Raw genomic sequence first — 16,407 nt, 5'->3', positions numbered from 1 at the left:
GTTTACAATAGCCAGATTATTGAGTTCTCACTTGGAGAAGTGAGCAATGCCAACGGGAAATGTACATGGCAACACTAAAAGATATCGCCACTGAAGCGGGCGTCTCACTTGCAACTGTATCGCGAGTTTTGAATGACGATCCGACGTTGAGCGTTAAAGAAGAAACCAAACGCCGCATTTTAGAAATCGCAGAAAAGCTGGAGTACCGCACCAGCAGCTCGAAGAAAGCCACCAAAGAAGCCAAGCAAAAACATCACTTTTTGGCCTTGTACAATTACAAACAAGAAGCAGAAGTGAATGACCCGTACTACTTGTCGATTCGTCATGGGATTGAAACTCAGTGCGACAAACTCGGCATTACGCTAACCAATTGCTACAACAGCGAAGTTGATGTTGAAACGCAAAAGATCACGGGTGTCCTTTTAGTCGGGAAAGTCGACCAAAAGGTGGTCAATAAGTTACCTAAACGCCTAGCCGATAGCATCTGTTACATCGACTTTTCAGATCCAACTAGTCCTTACGATTGCGTTGATATCGACCTTGTAAGAATCAGCAAGCAAGTGGTTGATTTCTTTGTACAACAAGGCTACGAGCGCATCGGATTTATTGGTGGACAAGACGAACCCAACACCGCAGACATTCGTGAAAATGCGTTTGTGGACTACGGCAGTCTAAAAGGTGTGGTTTCTGAAGACGACATTTATCGTGGCGATTTCTCTAGCTTGTCCGGTTATGACTTAGCGAAAGAGATGCTGGCCAAAGGCGATTTCCCAAAAGCGATGTTCATTGCTTCGGACTCCATTGCGATTGGTGTGTTACGAGCAGTGCATGAGTTTGGTTTAAACATTCCTGATGATATTGCGCTGATCAGCGTGAACGACATTCCTACCGCACGCTTTACCTTCCCACCTCTATCTACCGTTCGTATTCATTCTGAAATGATGGGGATTCAAGGCGTGAACTTGTTAGTAGAAAAATACCGTGACGGACGCGCACTGCCCCTTCAAGTGTACGTTCCAAGCAAGCTCAAGCTACGCGGCACAACTCGATAAAAACACCCTCAAAACTGTTCAAATAAAGCACTGAATTTTCAGTGCTTTTTTATTTCTTCTTTTATTTTCTACCGAATTTTACTGTTTTTACTTTCCAAAACAATCTAGATCTCATTCCTTTACGCTGATCACATCTTGCTCAACATTGGTCATTTAAAACGTGACCAAGTTAAAGTAAAACGTTTTCACTGATTTATTTTAGTAAAACTTTTACTAATATCTTTCTCAGATTATTCATAAGCATTTTTCACAATACATCGGCCGTTGTTTTTGCACTGATGTTGAGCCGCGATGAAACCAATCCGCACTCCAACATAAGCGCACCAAGCCGAGGGGAGATCAAAACGTGAACAATTGGGAAAACTTCCAACACTTACACGAGAATCGTATGGCACCGCGTGCGTACTTTTTCTCCTACGACTCTGTTCAGAGCGCACAAACCTTTCAACGTGAACTGAGTCGCCGCTTTATGTTACTCAGCGGCCAATGGACATTCCGTTATTTCACCAACCCAATGTTGGTACCTGATGCGTTTTACTCACAAACAATGAACGACTGGGGACACATTACCGTCCCAAACATGTGGCAAATGGAAGGCCACGGCGATCTGCAATACACCGATGAAGGCTTCCCATTCCCGATCGACGTCCCGTTTGTACCAACCGACAACCCAACGGGCGCTTATCAACGCACATTTACACTTGGTCCACAGTGGGATAACCAACAAACCATCATCAAGTTCGACGGCGTGGAAACCTACTTTGAAGTGTACGTAAACGGCGAGTACGTCGGCTTTAGCAAAGGCAGCCGACTCACAGCGGAATTCGACATTTCCAAGTTCGTCCAACAAGGCGAAAACTTACTCTCTGTACGCGTGATGCAGTGGGCCGATTCCACTTACATTGAAGACCAAGACATGTGGTGGACGGCGGGGATCTTCCGTGACGTTTACCTAATCGGAAAAGAGAACATTCACGTCCAAGACCTAACAATTCGCACCGACTTCGCCGACGATTACCAAAGTGCGACGCTCAGTGCTCAAATCGAATTGGAAAACCTTTCCACCGCTATCGCGTCTGGCTATACGCTGGAATACGCGCTGCATGACAAAGGCACTGTCGTAGCCAGTGGTCAATGCGATTCACTGACTATCCAAAACCACCACTCAACAAGCTTTGCGATTGATATGGTGAATCCAACGCATTGGACGGCTGAAAACCCTTACCTTTACCACTTGTTCATCACCTTAAAAGATCACCAAGGCAACGTAGTGGAAGTGATCCCACAACGCGTGGGTTTCCGTGATATCAAGGTGCGTGATGGCCTGTTTTACATCAACAATCAATACGTGATGCTGCATGGTGTAAACCGTCATGACAACGACCACCTAAAAGGTCGCGCAGTGGGCATGGACCGCGTGGAAAAAGATCTGATTTTGATGAAGCAACACAACATCAACTCGGTTCGCACCGCACACTACCCGAACGACCCACGCTTCTACGAGTTGTGTGACATTTACGGCCTGTTTGTGATGGCAGAAACCGATGTGGAAACCCACGGCTTTGCCAACGTTGGCGACCTGAGCCGTATCACCAATGATCCTGCTTGGGAAGCGGTGTTTGTCGATCGCGCAGTGCGTCATGTTCATGCGCAAAAGAACCACCCTTCGATCATCATGTGGTCACTCGGTAACGAATCGGGTTATGGCTGTAACATCCGTGCGATGTATACCGTGACCAAAGCAATTGATGACACCCGTTTGGTTCACTACGAAGAAGACCGCGATGCTGAAGTCGTCGATGTGATTTCGACGATGTACTCACGCGCTCAACTGATGAATTACTTTGGCGAACACCCACACGAGAAGCCACGCATCATCTGCGAATACGCACACGCGATGGGTAACGGGCCGGGTGGTCTGACGGAATACCAAAACGTGTTCTATGCGCACGACCACATTCAAGGTCACTACGTTTGGGAATGGTGTGATCACGGCATTCTAGCGCGTGATGAGCACGGCCAAGAGTTCTACAAATACGGCGGCGATTATGGCGACTACCCAAACAACTACAACTTCTGCATGGATGGTCTGATTTACCCAGATCAAACCCCGGGCCCTGGCCTGAAAGAATACAAACAAGTCATTGCACCGGTGAAAATCCGCGCCGTTGAAGGTTGCCATGACCGCTTTATCGTTGAGAACAAATTGTGGTTCACTAACCTCGATGATTACACCATTACTGCTGACGTGCGTGCCGAAGGTGAAACCCTGCGTAGCGTGCAATTCAAAGTCGAAGCTTTGGTCGCCAACAGCGAACGTGAAGTGACCATCGACTTGCCAGAATTGGATGAGCGCGAAGCCTTTGTGAACTTCACCGTACGCAAAGACAGTCGCACGCTTTACAGCGAAGCCAACCATGAAATTGCGGTGTATCAGTTCCAACTGAAAGACAACACCGCGACGTTGCCTGCGTTGGTCAACCACAATGTTCAACCCTTGGTGCTTGAAGAAAGCCGCCTAGAGCACGTGATCACAGGTCATAACTTTGCGCTTACTTTCTCCAAAGTAAACGGCAAGCTGACTTCTTGGCGCGTAAATGGCGAAGAGATCATTCAATCTGAGCCGAGACTGAACTTCTTCAAACCGATGATTGATAACCACAAACAAGAGTATGAAGGTTTGTGGCACCCAGCGCATCTGCAAATCATGCAGGAGCACTTCCGCACACTTGCTGTGGAAGCAACTGATGATTCCGTCTTGATTACGACCACCAGCATCATTGCGCCGCCGGTCTTTGATTTTGGCATGCGTTGTACCTATCGTTATCAAATCAATGCTCAAGGCCATTTGAATGTGGAACTGAGTGGCGAGCGCTACGGCGACTACCCTCACGTGATTCCGGTCATCGGCTTGGATTTGGGCATCAACGGCAGCTTTGATCAAGTGAGTTACTACGGTCGCGGCCCAGAAGAAAACTACCAAGACAGTTGCCAAGCCAACCTCATTGATGTTTACCACACCAATGTGGCGGACATGTTCGAGAACTACCCGTTCCCGCAAAACAACGGCAACCGCCAACACGTGCGCTGGGCATCGCTCACCAACCGTCATGGCACAGGGTTATTGGTGAAACCTCAGCAAGAAATCAACTTCAGCGCGTGGTTCTACACCAACCAAAACCTGCATCAAGCGCAACATACGATCGAGCTAGAAAAGAGTGGCTACATCACCCTTAACCTTGACCATCAAGTGATGGGGTTAGGCTCGAACTCATGGGGCAGCGAAGTGCTCGACTCTTACCGCGTGTACATGGACGAGTTCCGTTACGGTTTGACGCTGATGCCACTGCAAGCAGGCGATTGCAACGCACACGTGATGGCAAACCATGATTTCGACAACGCGTTTTTCACTCAAACCAATACTCAATCAGTCAACGAGGCGTAACCCATGATCGTGTTAGACAGCTTAGAGCAATTCAAACAGGTATATCGCAACGGTCGTAAATGGAACCGCTGTGTGGAAGCCATTGGCAACATCGGCAACATCAAAGATGGCGTGATGCACTCGATTGGCGATTCACTGGTTTACATGGTTGAAGATGGCATTGCGAAACAAACCGAAACGTTCATCGGTAACCGTCGTTACTTCGATGTGCATTACTACCTCGAAGGTCGAGAAACCGTTGAGTTCGCGGATAAAACCGCGTTGACACTAGAACAAGCTTATCGTGATGAAACCGACCGCGAATTTTTTTCTGGTCAGGGTGAAACACGTGAGCTTTGCGAAGGCCAAGTGGCGATTTTTGAAAACAGTGAAGCGTACCGCTTCCACGGAGACAACCGCGTAAGAAAAGTGGCGCTCAAAGTGACCATCGAAGATGGCTACTTCCTAAATAAATAAAACAAGAGAAGGGCTGTGGTCACAGCATTACAAGCCCTTCCTCCCTACAATTCCAACGTGATTCACCGGAGATAGAACATGTCTGAATCCAAACGTAATACGATAGGTAAATTCGGGTTGTTATCCCTCACCTTTGCCGCAGTATTTAGCTTTAATAACGTAATCAATAACAACATCGAGATCGGTCTAGCTTCTGCGCCAATGTTCTTTCTGGCGACCATTTTTTATTTCATCCCTTTCTGTTTGATCATCGCAGAATTCGTATCTCTGAATAAAGATTCTGAGGCGGGGGTCTACGCATGGGTAAAAAGCTCACTCGGAGGTCGCTGGGCGTTTATCTCTGCCTACACTTACTGGTTCGTTAACCTATTCTTCTTCACGTCCTTACTGCCGCGTGTTATCGCTTATGCGTCTTACGCGTTCTTGGGCTATGAATACATTCTGACGCCATTCACCACTACCGTGCTCAGTATGATTTTGTTTGCGTTTGCGACCTACGTATCGACGAACGGCGCGAAAATGTTGGGGCCAATTACGTCGGTGACCTCCTCCCTCATGCTGCTACTGACAATGTCGTACATTTTACTGGCTGGCGCTGCGTTGATCGGCGGCGTAGAACCAGCTGACCCAATTACTGTAGAAGCGATGATCCCTGATTTCAGCTGGGCATTTTTAGGCATTACTACATGGATCTTTATGGCGGCAGGCGGTGCGGAATCGGTCGCGGTTTACGTAAACGATGTGAAAGGCGGCTCGAAATCGTTTGTTAAAGTCATCATCATCGCAGGTATCTTTATCGGTGTGCTTTACTCAGTCGCGTCTGTTTTGATTAACGTATTTGTTCCTAGCGAAACCCTAAAATACACGGGCGGATCGGTACAAGTATTTGAAGGTTTGGCTGCGTACTTTGGTTTGCCAGAAGTATTGATGAACCGCTTTGTAGGCTTGGTATCCTTTACCGCTATGTTTGGCTCTCTACTGATGTGGACAGCAACGCCAGTGAAAATCTTCTTCTCTGAGATTCCAGAAGGCATTTTTGGTAAGAAAACCGTAGAGCTGAACGAAAACGGCGTACCAGCTCGCGCAGCTTGGTATCAGTTCCTTATCGTTATCCCATTGATGATCATCCCAACATTAGGTTCTAACACCGCTCAAGATCTGATGAACACGGTGATCAACATGACCGCAGCGGCATCCATGCTGCCACCACTGTTCATCATGTTGGCGTACCTGAATCTGCGCTTGAAACTGGATCACGTTGAGCGTGATTTCAAAATGGGCTCACGCAAAATGGGCATCGCTACCGTATCGGTACTGATCGCTATCTTTACGGTTGGTTTCTTAGCATCGACCTTCCCTACTGGGGCCGACATCATGACCATCATTTTCTACAACGTTGGCGGTATCGTGATTTTCCTTGGCTTTGCTTGGTGGAAGTACAGCCAATACGAAAAATCATTGAATCAGGAAGAGCGTATAAAAGAAGCCGCGCCAGCTTCGCAAGCGGTATAACACAGACTCTCAATGACAAACATTCTGGGCACCCTTTGGTGCCCTTTTTTATATGTGAGAGGTAATGGTCGAAGAAACCAACTCGCGTAGCCAAATGCCTTTGTCTTCATTGTTTCGGCTTGAATGCCACAGCATGGCAATATCAAAATCCGCAACGGCGATCGGCGGCTTAATAGTAATGAGATCGTCCGAAAAGCCCTCCGCCAACGCCATTTTTTCTGGCACGATGGCAATGAGATCGCGCTTTTTCAACAAATGCCGAATAGTGAGAAAGTTGCGCGACGCCACGGTGACTTTACGGCTCAAGCCATGTTCTGCGAGCTTTTGGTCTACTTGTGTCTTTAAGCTCCCATCGGGACTTACCAGAGCTTGCTCTATGTTCGCGAACGCTTCCAGAGATAGCTGTGTTTCCCCTTTCAATACCTGTTTATCACACATACACACATGTTTTTCCGTGTACAAGTACAAGCTCTCAAAGTTGTCATCCAACACCGGCATGCTGCCAATAATGACATCGAGCTTTTCGTGCTCAGTTAATGCCACGTAGTTGCTACGATTGACGTTAATAAAACTGATCTGGGCCTCTGGTGCGCGCTGGCGTATTTCGTCATAAAGCCGAGGAGCAAAAATAAACTCGGCATAATCCGTTAACCCAATGCGACATACACCCGCGTAATTTTCAGGCTGGAAGACAGACTTAGTGAGCAAGTCTTTGGCGATAGAGTCCAGCAAATGATGCACGGTTGGCGCGATGTGGTGAGCGTGCTCGGTGGGCTCCATCTTGTGTCCTTTTCGCTCAAAAAGCGGGTCGTCAAACAACAACCTTAAACGAGACAAACTATGACTCATCGCCGACTGGCTAACGTAACTTTTCTCTGCCGCGACGCTAACGCTTCGATGGCGATACAAGTAGGAAAACGTCACCAATAAGTTCAAGTCAATGTTGCGCCACTGAATGTCCTCTTTCACCTCAACACCTTCATCCCATTTCATTCATAAACGAAATTAAATCTATCAATTTGAGTCATTTTAGAGCATCCGATAAATTAGCAACAATGCTTTTTAGATAAACAGGCTCGACATGTTCACCATCTTCAAAACTTTTTTCTGGCTAGGTTGGTTCAGCTTCGGCGGCCCTGCGGCTCATATTGGTTATTTTCGCCAAACCTTTGTTGAGAAACTGAAATGGCTTGATGACAGCGAGTACGCGCAAATCGTCGCACTCAGTCAGTTTTTGCCGGGACCGGGATCAAGCCAAGTCGGCTTTGCATTGGGTTATAAGCGCGGTGGTTTAAGTGGCGCATGCGCAGCATTTGTCGGATTCACGCTTCCTTCGGTGATCATCATGTTGGCACTGGCGATGGTGAGCAGCCAAATCACCGACACCGCTGTGTTTCAAAACATAGTCCACGGCCTAAAACTGCTCGCAGTCGTGGTCGTGGCGGATGCGACTTGGGGCATGTACAAAAACTTCTGCCAAAGCAAACTGACCGCGGGTTTGTGCGTCGCGACTGCGATTGCGTTGCTGGTGGCACCAAGCATCATGACGCAAATGTTCGTGTTGCTCGCAGCAGGTTTTGTCGGCATGCGATATCTGAAGAAAGACTCCGCGCCATCAACCGAGCCGTTTAAACCGTCTATCGCGCCATTGGCTCTATTTGCGGTGCTTTTACTCGGCTTACCGTTAGTGGCTCATACGTTGCCTTTGCTTGGGCTGTTTAGTGATTTTTTCCAAGCTGGTAGCCTAGTGTTTGGTGGCGGTCATGTGGTTCTGCCGCTTCTGCAAAACATTGTTGGTGACCAGCTTAGCCAAGATGCATTTTTAACAGGCTACGCCGCTGCACAAGCTGTACCGGGGCCAATGTTCACCTTTGCGACTTTTATCGGCTATGAGCTTTCGGATACGCCAATTTTAGGCGCGCTGATCGCAACGCTTGGCGTATTCCTCCCAGGTTTTCTTTTACTGCTTGGCGTTCTTAAAAACTGGCAAGCACTGGCAGGCAAACCGCTGGTCTCCGGCGCCATCAACGGTGTAAATGCCTCGGTAGTAGGGTTACTACTCGCGGCACTTTACCAGCCAGTATTTAGCAGCGCAGTTGTTACTCCCATCGACATGGCGTTAGTGATTTCGGGTTTCTATCTACATAAAAAACTCAACCTTTCGGTGCTGTGGATGATCGTGTTTTTTGTGGGAGCAGGCCTTGTCACGGGCATGATGTAGCCTGCTGATACGCCAACTATTAAATCCAGATAAACCACGGGCACTCAAATACGAGTGCCCTTGCTTAGATTAGATAGCGATAACGGAACAGACCCCCGATTAAAAGAGCATCACAAAGGTAGGAGATAATTACCCCATATCCACACTACATCCCGATGTACAAGTCGATAGCCGCAAAACCTCAATGCTGTTGATTAAAGAACGTACACCACGATTTTATGACTTAACTTCTCTCGGTTAAGCCATTGTTCATTCTTACCAACTTAACCGCATCATGACGAGAATGGACATCGAGTTTTTTATATAATTTGTATATATGGCTTTTCACTGTACTTTCAGACAAGAAAAGTCTTGAAGCAATTTGTTGATTTGAAATGCCGTACACAAGTAGCTCTAGAATCTGTTTTTCTCTGCATGTTAACTCATCATGCTGCTGTTCTTCGGACAAATTTGCATGCCGATAATTGAGGACTAACTTCTCTAGGTACATTCTTGGCAGCCACAACCCACCTTTCAGTACGTATTCCGCGCCATCACATATATGTGTCACTGATGCGCTTCGGAGCAAAATTCCTTTTAACAACTTCCAATGCAGTAAGTCCGTTTGTACTTTTTCACAAGGGACGTTGTGAAGCATAAAGGACCACCCAAATAGATCAAAATCTGGTAACTTTCCTTGCATTTCAAGCTGACGCATAAAATCGTAATCAATAAACATCAAATCGATACTGAGTGAGTGACTTCTGAACACCACTTCATCTGGTTGCATTATCTTTACATCGACATCATGAATGGAAGACAGCTGTTTTTTTATTAAGTTACTTTGTAAATTACTCTCAGCTAGCAGTATCAAGTGCTTCTTTTCCATAGTCCCACCACATTAACTTACCTGTTTCACCAACCCCCGTTAGAAAATTAATTGGGGATAGCAAAGAGAATTTATCTTCATTTTAAGTAGAAAATATAGCACTTCAGAATGATATCGCATTGCTTTTCAGCACCGAAAAAGGCTTAAAAAGTATGAACCTGTTATATTTTTATCCATACTTTTCAACCTGTGTTAGCATAAGGATATGATTTATAATATTAAATAATAAAGATAATAATTGGATAAAATACCATTTATAAAAAATGGATGACTGCTCCGCTCAGTGCGATAGAACGAACTACTTCTTTATATTGGCTTCATTTCATACTTGATGAGTACTTAAAGTAAATACAAAAAATAACATTCTGATTATGTTATTTTTTTCTTTAATACCTTAAAGAGACGCACCTAAATACTCCCTTTCAGCCTGAATCATTCTCAATAATGAGAACAGATTTCACTAATCCTTTCTTATAATTTCATCGCTTCCCACAACATTTGAAGGAAGCAGCAAGAAGTTAAGTGCAGTCATTTTTAATCAGGAATAACAGGAAATGGAGTAATCGTTATGACTCTAAACAAAACAGGGCTTGCTTTAGCAATGTCAGCAATTTTATTTAGTGGCTCTCTAATCGCGAATGAGATCGATGATGGAGACGACAACATGCAATGGACTGACAGCGCTAATACTGCTATCGGTTTATCAGGCAGCTTTAACGACAACAGTGACAACAGTGCTTCATTGGGTGTTGGCGATAGCTTTAACGACAACAGTGACAACAGTGCTTCACTGGGTATCGGTGATAGCTTTAACGACAACAGCGATACTGACAACAGTGCAACTCTTGGCGTTGATGACAGCTTTAATGACAACAGCGACAGTTCAAACTCGAGCATGAACACAGCTCAAAGCCACAACGACAATAGTACGTCTAACGCTAACGACAACAGTACCAGTGCTGATCTTGATGTGAGCCTAAATAGTGATAGTAGTGATTCAAGTACTAACACAAATAGAAGCCACAACGACAACAGCGACTCTAGTACTACTGTAAGACGTAGCAACAACGACAACAGTGACTCTAGTATCAACAGTAGCTTTAACGATAACAGCGATAATCGTAATCAAAGCGACAACCGTAACCAGAGTGATAACCGTAGCTACGCTGATTCAAGCACAACAAACTCGAACAGCTTTAACGACAATAGTAACTATCAAAGTGACTCGAGCTCAACAAATGTTGATAGCTTCAATCAAGTCCATATGGATACAGATATGGTTGTTGCGAGCTCAAGTCTAATGGGTGGTGTTACAGGTGCATCAGTTATTTATGCAACTAACGCGGATGATACTCGAGTTCGAGTTGAAAACATGAACACCCTTGGTGGTCTTGGTGGTGCAGCTGGTATTACTACCGTTGGTCAGAATGCTGGTTCAAATTCACTTGTACAACAATCTGTTACAACTAATGCAAGTGTGTTTACTGGGGGTGAGTAACCGACTAGTAGGAGAAAGCGATGCGTTTGGCAATCTGTACTTTGAGTATGATAGTGGCCTGCACTGCACTCGCTGATGACATTGCATTATCTGGCGGAGAAGTTAGCTTGGATATCATGAATGAATCAAGAGGTGGACAAAATGTTGAACTCGACTTGGTTTATGCAGAATCAGATATCAATGGTATTTCGTCAGATAATGTCGCGTCAAACACCGTGAGTGGTAACAATATACTATCAAGTGGAGCGTTCGCAGACAGTTCGGGTATATCCAACGTAATTCAGAACAGCGGAAACAACGTTTTAATCCAGAACTCTACCGTCGTTAACCTGACACTCAAGTAAACAATATGAAAGTATTAAATAACTTAATTTGGCTGATGCTCGTTTATTCAGCATCAGCCATTTCATTAGAACTGCTACCTTACCGAGCACATTACTCTGTTCCTGTTAAAAGCTACAAAGAAATAGTGTTTGGTGATGTTTTTCGCCAACAGTATGACTTCAGCTGTGGCTCTGCCGCCCTGGCTTCTCTTCTCACTTTTCATTATGCAACAGAGTCATCTGAACAAGATATCTTCAAAAGCATGTTTGAAAAAGGTGATAAAGAAAAAATCAAAGAGAAAGGTTTTTCTTTGTTGGATATGAAGTTTTACTTGGATTCCATAGGGTTACGTTCTGACGGCTTTCAAGTAGGACTGGAGAAAATTAAAGAAGTCGGCGTCCCTGGGATTACTCTCGTTAATTTCGATGGGTATATGCATTTTGTTGTAATCAGAGGTATAAACAATCACTCAGTTATTCTAGGAGACCCTTCTAGAGGAACCATGATAATGAAACTGGATGAGTTTGAAAAATATTACCAAGGAATTGTGTTACTGGTCCGTAACGAAGCGGAAATGGGACGGTCTAGCTTTATTACCAATGATAATTTCACTGTATATCAAAGATCACCACTAAAAACAGGTGTGTCTAGAGATTCCTTGGGTGTATTTAGCATTACTCTCCCAGTTTCCGGTGAAAATTAATATAACATTGTTTTAAATAACTTTAATAATTTAACTACCTGAAAGGCCAGCATTATGAACTACAATAAATTTTTGTTAATGCTTTGTATGTTAATACCTCATTTTAATGTGGATGCTAAAGATGTTGGTCTACAAAAACTTACTCCTCTTTCAAATTCATCTCTAGAAGAATATCGAGGTGGTTTCCAAGTTACGAACGAGTATATTATTAATATTGGATTAAGCATTACTACGACTATAAATGGCGATGATATATTGAACACAAACATTGCCAACTTAGTAATTGAAAATGGCAATTTAAAAAACATTAGCGCAAATAGTGAAAATCAAAGTGGAGATGTTTTCAACCAGGGTATTGTTAACATCATACAATTTGGTGAAGGAAATATTATTGGAGATAATTCTATAGATTCCCCTCAAATGCCTTCGTCTCAAAATCCTAATATAATAAGTTCAGACTTTATAAACTCAAGCATTATCAATATTATTCAAAACACGAAAGATAACAGTATTATTGGACTTAGCACGCTCGTAGACATTGATGCTCAAGTAAATGGGGTAATACGGGAAATCAAAGCAAACCAACAATTAGAAGACGCCTTATTGAACCACCTTCAATGAGCATTTCCATTTTTATCTGAAAAATTATCACGTTAAGCTTCTTTGATATTAGAAACGACTGATATCTATGATTACATACCAAAAGAAAGGTTGAAATATCAATCGGCCACCATCATTTTTAGAGTATATACCTACTTTATCCAATATAATCCAATTAATTTATAATGCGAACACTAGACGCTAACGGTAGATTAGGCCCAAAAATCAAGGGCCTAATATCCATTTTACAAATTAAAAGGTACTCGTACTGTTAATTGAAAGTCGGGAGTATCTTCTGTAAGACCGGCTTGAGCACTAACATTGATAGATGAGCGTTCACTAAAGGCATAGTTTATACCAAAAGTTAATGCATCTAATTGAAGCAACTTAGCATCATCTGCCGATCTGCCATTTACTTTGCTTTTTAAAATAGTTTTATGGCTAAGCCCTAAAGAGAATGAAAGATCAGGATTCACCGCAAACCCCATTCCTCCTGAAAGAGAAATAGTGTCTCCAAGTTCAACATCAGCTTTTGTATCGCCAACTGTAACAGTATCCTCTAAGTTATAAATGTAACTTAGACTAGCGAACAAGACCGCTGGATCAACAGGGTGAATAAGAGATAAATTAGGCTCAAAACTCCAAAAACCCGAGCCAGTAGGGACATCACTAAATGAGTTGCTTCCATCTTCAATAGAAACATCATAAGGCGATCGTCCTGTATCCGACTTGACTCTAAGGCCACCTACCCAGTATGGCGCAGACTCAAAGTTAAACTGGTGCCTCAATGCGAACTCTACATCACCAAGCCCTCCGCCATCCACCGTGGTGTTTACTACTTCACTGTTTGAACCATCCTGAATGGGGCGCGTAGAAACTTGGTCATTACGATAAACATACGGCACTCTAACTTCTAACTCTGTGGCGTTTGTTAAACCGTACCGAGCAGTTAATCCAACGGTTACGGTAGTCCTATCCGAATCACTCACTTCAATTCGCCCAACAATCAGAGTTGGTAAGACTGTATACCCAACAACAGATACTTTGTTTGAAGAGTTTTGTGTATAGCTTAAAGACGAATCAAATGACCATTTACCTTTAGGTGTGAGAACGCCTGGGCGCTCAATAACATCACCAACCGTTTGGGCGCGCTGAGGAATATCATCTCCTTCAGCACCATATGCATTCCCCGCAATGAATAAACTACAAAGATAGGTACCCAGTAAAGTCTTCCGTAACATCACATCTTTCCTTTTGCTGATGATCGTACCCAAGTAATCTCAGGCAATAGCTTGAGGTGAAGCTCCTAACTTTCCAAAGTAAGATTAGTATAGCTACTTCAAAACCACGACATACCTTTAAGTTTGGCGCTTTGAAGAAATTAGGAGACATTTATACTTATCTTCAACACTAAGCCACTAGTTAATAAATAATTAGGATAGATTCTATGTTTTCGCAATATTATTAATAAAATAAATTGCTTACCTGTGCTCTTAGTATGAAGTAAGTATGACATAACAGCTGAAAAGCCTGTTCTCTTTTGCGTAGCATCAATCACATTGCTTTTTAGATCGAGTCGCTCCGACTTCAACCATAACTAACGCTATCTTCCCCACATATTTCATCAAAATGCATTCCCGTGTCGCGATTTAACATGCTAAAGTTAACAATGCGTTAACAATTATAAATACAATGAGAAGACATGGAGTCACTTAAAATGAATCAGCCGAATCTAAATAGCGCTGCTGGTTGCGCTCTCCCACCACCAAATGAAATGATTCTCAAATGGGCTCAAGAGCGTCCAAATGAGGTCTACCTAAAGCAAATTATTAACCGACAATTTGTTGAATACACGTTCGCTGATGTTGCCGATCAAGCCTTAAAACTCGTCAGTGCACTACGCAACCTCGGAGTACAACCTGGCGACAAAGTGGCGTTAGTGTCTAAAAACTGTGCAGAGTGGTTTATTTGCGATCTTGCTATGATGCTTGGTGACTATGTCAGTGTGCCAATCTTTCCTACCGCCGGCGCGGACACCATCGAATACTGTGTGACTCATAGTGAAAGTAAAGCGCTCATTGGCGGAAAACTTGATGATCCTAAAGCAACCCAGCAAGTCATTGATGCTATGCCTGAACTCATTAGCATCGCTCTACCTTATGACACGGCACCAAAGTGTAAGCACGAATACCAAGCGCTCATTGCAGATGCAGTGCCAAGTGAAGAGAGTCCGCAGCATTACGATGACAAGCTAATGTCGTTGGTGTATACCTCAGGCACATCAGGGTTACCGAAAGGCGCGATGCTAACTTACGGCGCATTCAGTTGGTCTGTTCAGCAACTGATCAATCATATTGGTATCCAAGAAAACGACCGACTGTTCTCTTATTTACCGCTCGCTCATATTACAGAGCGTGTTTATATCTTCGGTTCATCGATTATGGGTGGCGTGCCAACAGCATTTCCAGAGTCACTGGACACTTTTATCGAAGATGTGAAGATGCACCGACCAACTCTGTTTATCTCCGTCCCACGATTATGGACGCTATTCCAACAACGTATTCAAGACAAACTTCCACAGAAGAAGCTCAACATTCTATTGAAAATCCCATTCGTCAATTCTCTGATCAAGAAAAAGCTCGCAGAAGGATTGGGGTTGGATCAGGCTCGAGTATTAGGCTGTGGCTCTGCCCCGGTATCACCAGCACTGCTGGAATGGTACCACTCTGTAGGACTCAATATTACTGAAGCTTGGGGCATGACTGAATCATTTGCCTATAGCACGCTCAACTACCCATTTAGAGCTGACAAAATTGGTAGTGTCGGTAATGCAGGGCCAGGCATCGAGTTAAAAATCGCAGCTGATGATGAAATTATGGTGCGTGGCAAAGGGCTATTTTCTGGCTACTATAAAAATGACATTGCCACCCAAGAGTCTTTTGATTCAGAGGGCTGGCTACACACAGGTGATATCGGCGCTATCGATTCAGATGGTTATCTAACGATTCAAGGCCGTAAAAAAGATAACTTCAAAACCGCCAAAGGTAAGTTTGTCTCTCCAGTTCCTATCGAGAAAAAACTTTTCGAATACAGTCGCGTAGAGATGATGTGTCTCATCGGTTTAGGGCTACCAGCCCCGATTCTTTTGGTTGTGCCACATGACTTCCCTAACTTTGATCGAGAGCGATACGCACGAACCACCCGCAAAGTCATTGCAAAAATGAATCAAGAACTCGCCTCTCATGAGCAAATCAAAGGCGTATTAATGATTAAAGAGCCTTGGAGCATTGAAAATGGCGTATTGACGCCAACACTCAAAATTAAACGTCATGTGCTTGAGCAAAAGTATCATGAAGTTGGTCACAACTGGCCGAAAGGTGAATTGGTTGTGTGGGAAGAAGATTTATAGCCTTGTCTGCACTCCTCAATATCATTGGGGAGTGCAGTTTAATTCTGAGCTTGAATCAAACTCATAAACTACTCTCTCCAAAAAGGCTTCCTCACTTCACTATTAATCTCCTTTTCATCTAATCCAATATCGTCCCAAAGATGCTCTGGTAACTCTCTCAAGTGACGACGTGTCTTGTAGTTTCTTCTCCAACTAGCAAGTTTAGAATAAATTAACTGTAATCCGGTCCGATGGTCAGCTGGTAAAGTGCGCTCACAAGTGTGTGTCATGTTTTCCATGTAACCAACTCCTATAACAATGTTGACCACTTAATAATCAG

Annotated in this window: 14 protein-coding genes; 10 read left to right on the top strand and 4 right to left on the bottom strand. The window is 44.0% G+C overall.

Annotated features, from left to right (window positions below):
* Positions 1–65 precede the first annotated feature (65 nt).
* From ebgR to FKN08_RS00635, 4 genes are all read left to right on the top strand, one after another.
* Positions 66–1,052, top strand: coding sequence for a transcriptional regulator EbgR (gene ebgR, locus FKN08_RS00650; RefSeq protein WP_025591165.1), 987 nt, complete (start codon positions 66–68; stop codon positions 1,050–1,052).
* A 346-nt stretch (positions 1,053–1,398) separates the two neighbouring features.
* A complete protein-coding gene (gene ebgA, locus FKN08_RS00645) occupies positions 1,399–4,497 on the top strand; it encodes a beta-galactosidase subunit alpha (RefSeq protein WP_170891023.1) in 3,099 nt (1,032 codons plus the stop codon).
* A 3-nt stretch (positions 4,498–4,500) separates the two neighbouring features.
* Positions 4,501–4,953, top strand: coding sequence for a beta-galactosidase subunit beta (locus FKN08_RS00640; RefSeq protein WP_140064435.1), 453 nt, complete (start codon positions 4,501–4,503; stop codon positions 4,951–4,953).
* A gap of 78 nt (positions 4,954–5,031) precedes the next feature.
* The gene (locus FKN08_RS00635; RefSeq protein WP_006742400.1) at positions 5,032–6,465 is read left to right on the top strand and encodes an amino acid permease; all 1,434 of its coding nucleotides are present in this window, start codon (positions 5,032–5,034) and stop codon (positions 6,463–6,465) included.
* A gap of 48 nt (positions 6,466–6,513) precedes the next feature.
* Here FKN08_RS00635 and FKN08_RS00630 read toward each other — a convergent pair whose 3' ends face one another.
* Complete coding sequence (locus tag FKN08_RS00630; RefSeq protein ID WP_170891021.1) at positions 6,514–7,458, bottom strand: LysR family transcriptional regulator; 945 nt, start codon at positions 7,456–7,458, stop codon at positions 6,514–6,516.
* Positions 7,459–7,546: 88 nt separating this feature from the next.
* Between FKN08_RS00630 and chrA the strand changes: the two genes are divergently transcribed.
* Positions 7,547–8,686 carry a chromate efflux transporter gene (gene chrA / locus FKN08_RS00625; protein ID WP_170891019.1) on the top strand — a complete coding sequence of 380 codons (1,140 nt, stop codon included), beginning with the start codon at positions 7,547–7,549 and terminating at the stop codon, positions 8,684–8,686.
* A gap of 223 nt (positions 8,687–8,909) precedes the next feature.
* On the opposite strand, the gene FKN08_RS00620 is transcribed toward chrA, so the two are convergent.
* Entirely contained in the window at positions 8,910–9,554 is a 645-nt protein-coding gene (locus FKN08_RS00620) for a response regulator transcription factor (protein ID WP_023624282.1), read from the bottom strand.
* 568 nt (positions 9,555–10,122) lie between these two features.
* Between FKN08_RS00620 and FKN08_RS00615 the strand changes: the two genes are divergently transcribed.
* From FKN08_RS00615 to FKN08_RS00600, 4 genes are read left to right on the top strand one after another with little or no spacing between them, the layout of a single operon-like run.
* Entirely contained in the window at positions 10,123–11,052 is a 930-nt protein-coding gene (locus FKN08_RS00615) for a dentin sialophosphoprotein (RefSeq protein WP_152811674.1), read from the top strand.
* A 20-nt stretch (positions 11,053–11,072) separates the two neighbouring features.
* Positions 11,073–11,396, top strand: a complete 324-nt coding sequence (locus FKN08_RS00610) for a hypothetical protein (RefSeq protein WP_005380167.1) — start codon at positions 11,073–11,075, stop codon at positions 11,394–11,396.
* A gap of 5 nt (positions 11,397–11,401) precedes the next feature.
* Positions 11,402–12,079 (top strand): C39 family peptidase, encoded by a 678-nt coding sequence (locus tag FKN08_RS00605; RefSeq protein WP_005380165.1) that lies wholly within the window; start codon positions 11,402–11,404, stop codon positions 12,077–12,079.
* A 54-nt stretch (positions 12,080–12,133) separates the two neighbouring features.
* Entirely contained in the window at positions 12,134–12,700 is a 567-nt protein-coding gene (locus FKN08_RS00600; RefSeq protein WP_170891017.1) for a hypothetical protein, read from the top strand.
* Positions 12,701–12,924: 224 nt separating this feature from the next.
* Here FKN08_RS00600 and FKN08_RS00595 read toward each other — a convergent pair whose 3' ends face one another.
* Positions 12,925–13,920, bottom strand: coding sequence for a transporter (locus tag FKN08_RS00595; protein WP_005380160.1), 996 nt, complete (start codon positions 13,918–13,920; stop codon positions 12,925–12,927).
* 476 nt (positions 13,921–14,396) lie between these two features.
* On the opposite strand from FKN08_RS00595, the gene FKN08_RS00590 reads away from it, so the two are divergent.
* Positions 14,397–16,088, top strand: coding sequence for an AMP-binding protein (locus tag FKN08_RS00590; RefSeq protein WP_170891015.1), 1,692 nt, complete (start codon positions 14,397–14,399; stop codon positions 16,086–16,088).
* Between the two features lie 68 nt (positions 16,089–16,156).
* Here the strand turns inward: FKN08_RS00590 and FKN08_RS00585 are convergent, their stop codons facing one another.
* A complete protein-coding gene (locus tag FKN08_RS00585) occupies positions 16,157–16,366 on the bottom strand; it encodes a DUF1127 domain-containing protein (RefSeq protein WP_170891013.1) in 210 nt (69 codons plus the stop codon).
* Between the last annotated feature and the right edge of the window lie 41 nt (positions 16,367–16,407).

This window comes from Vibrio sp. 1-2 (7-a), assembly GCF_013048515.1.
In the GTDB taxonomy this organism is placed as follows: Bacteria; Pseudomonadota; Gammaproteobacteria; order Enterobacterales; family Vibrionaceae; genus Vibrio; species Vibrio diabolicus.
This window is presented reverse-complemented; position numbering and strand designations above follow the sequence as displayed.

Coding starts and splice junctions, on each gene's coding strand:
- ebgR (WP_025591165.1), top strand. CDS start 66: ATGGCAACACTAAAAGATATCGCCACTGAAGCGGGCGTCTCACTTGCA.
- FKN08_RS00640 (WP_140064435.1), top strand. CDS start 4,501: ATGATCGTGTTAGACAGCTTAGAGCAATTCAAACAGGTATATCGCAAC.
- FKN08_RS00635 (WP_006742400.1), top strand. CDS start 5,032: ATGTCTGAATCCAAACGTAATACGATAGGTAAATTCGGGTTGTTATCC.
- FKN08_RS00630 (WP_170891021.1), bottom strand. CDS start 7,458: ATGAAATGGGATGAAGGTGTTGAGGTGAAAGAGGACATTCAGTGGCGC.
- chrA (WP_170891019.1), top strand. CDS start 7,547: ATGTTCACCATCTTCAAAACTTTTTTCTGGCTAGGTTGGTTCAGCTTC.
- FKN08_RS00620 (WP_023624282.1), bottom strand. CDS start 9,554: ATGGAAAAGAAGCACTTGATACTGCTAGCTGAGAGTAATTTACAAAGT.
- FKN08_RS00615 (WP_152811674.1), top strand. CDS start 10,123: ATGACTCTAAACAAAACAGGGCTTGCTTTAGCAATGTCAGCAATTTTA.
- FKN08_RS00610 (WP_005380167.1), top strand. CDS start 11,073: ATGCGTTTGGCAATCTGTACTTTGAGTATGATAGTGGCCTGCACTGCA.
- FKN08_RS00605 (WP_005380165.1), top strand. CDS start 11,402: ATGAAAGTATTAAATAACTTAATTTGGCTGATGCTCGTTTATTCAGCA.
- FKN08_RS00600 (WP_170891017.1), top strand. CDS start 12,134: ATGAACTACAATAAATTTTTGTTAATGCTTTGTATGTTAATACCTCAT.
- FKN08_RS00595 (WP_005380160.1), bottom strand. CDS start 13,920: ATGTTACGGAAGACTTTACTGGGTACCTATCTTTGTAGTTTATTCATT.
- FKN08_RS00590 (WP_170891015.1), top strand. CDS start 14,397: ATGAATCAGCCGAATCTAAATAGCGCTGCTGGTTGCGCTCTCCCACCA.
- FKN08_RS00585 (WP_170891013.1), bottom strand. CDS start 16,366: ATGGAAAACATGACACACACTTGTGAGCGCACTTTACCAGCTGACCAT.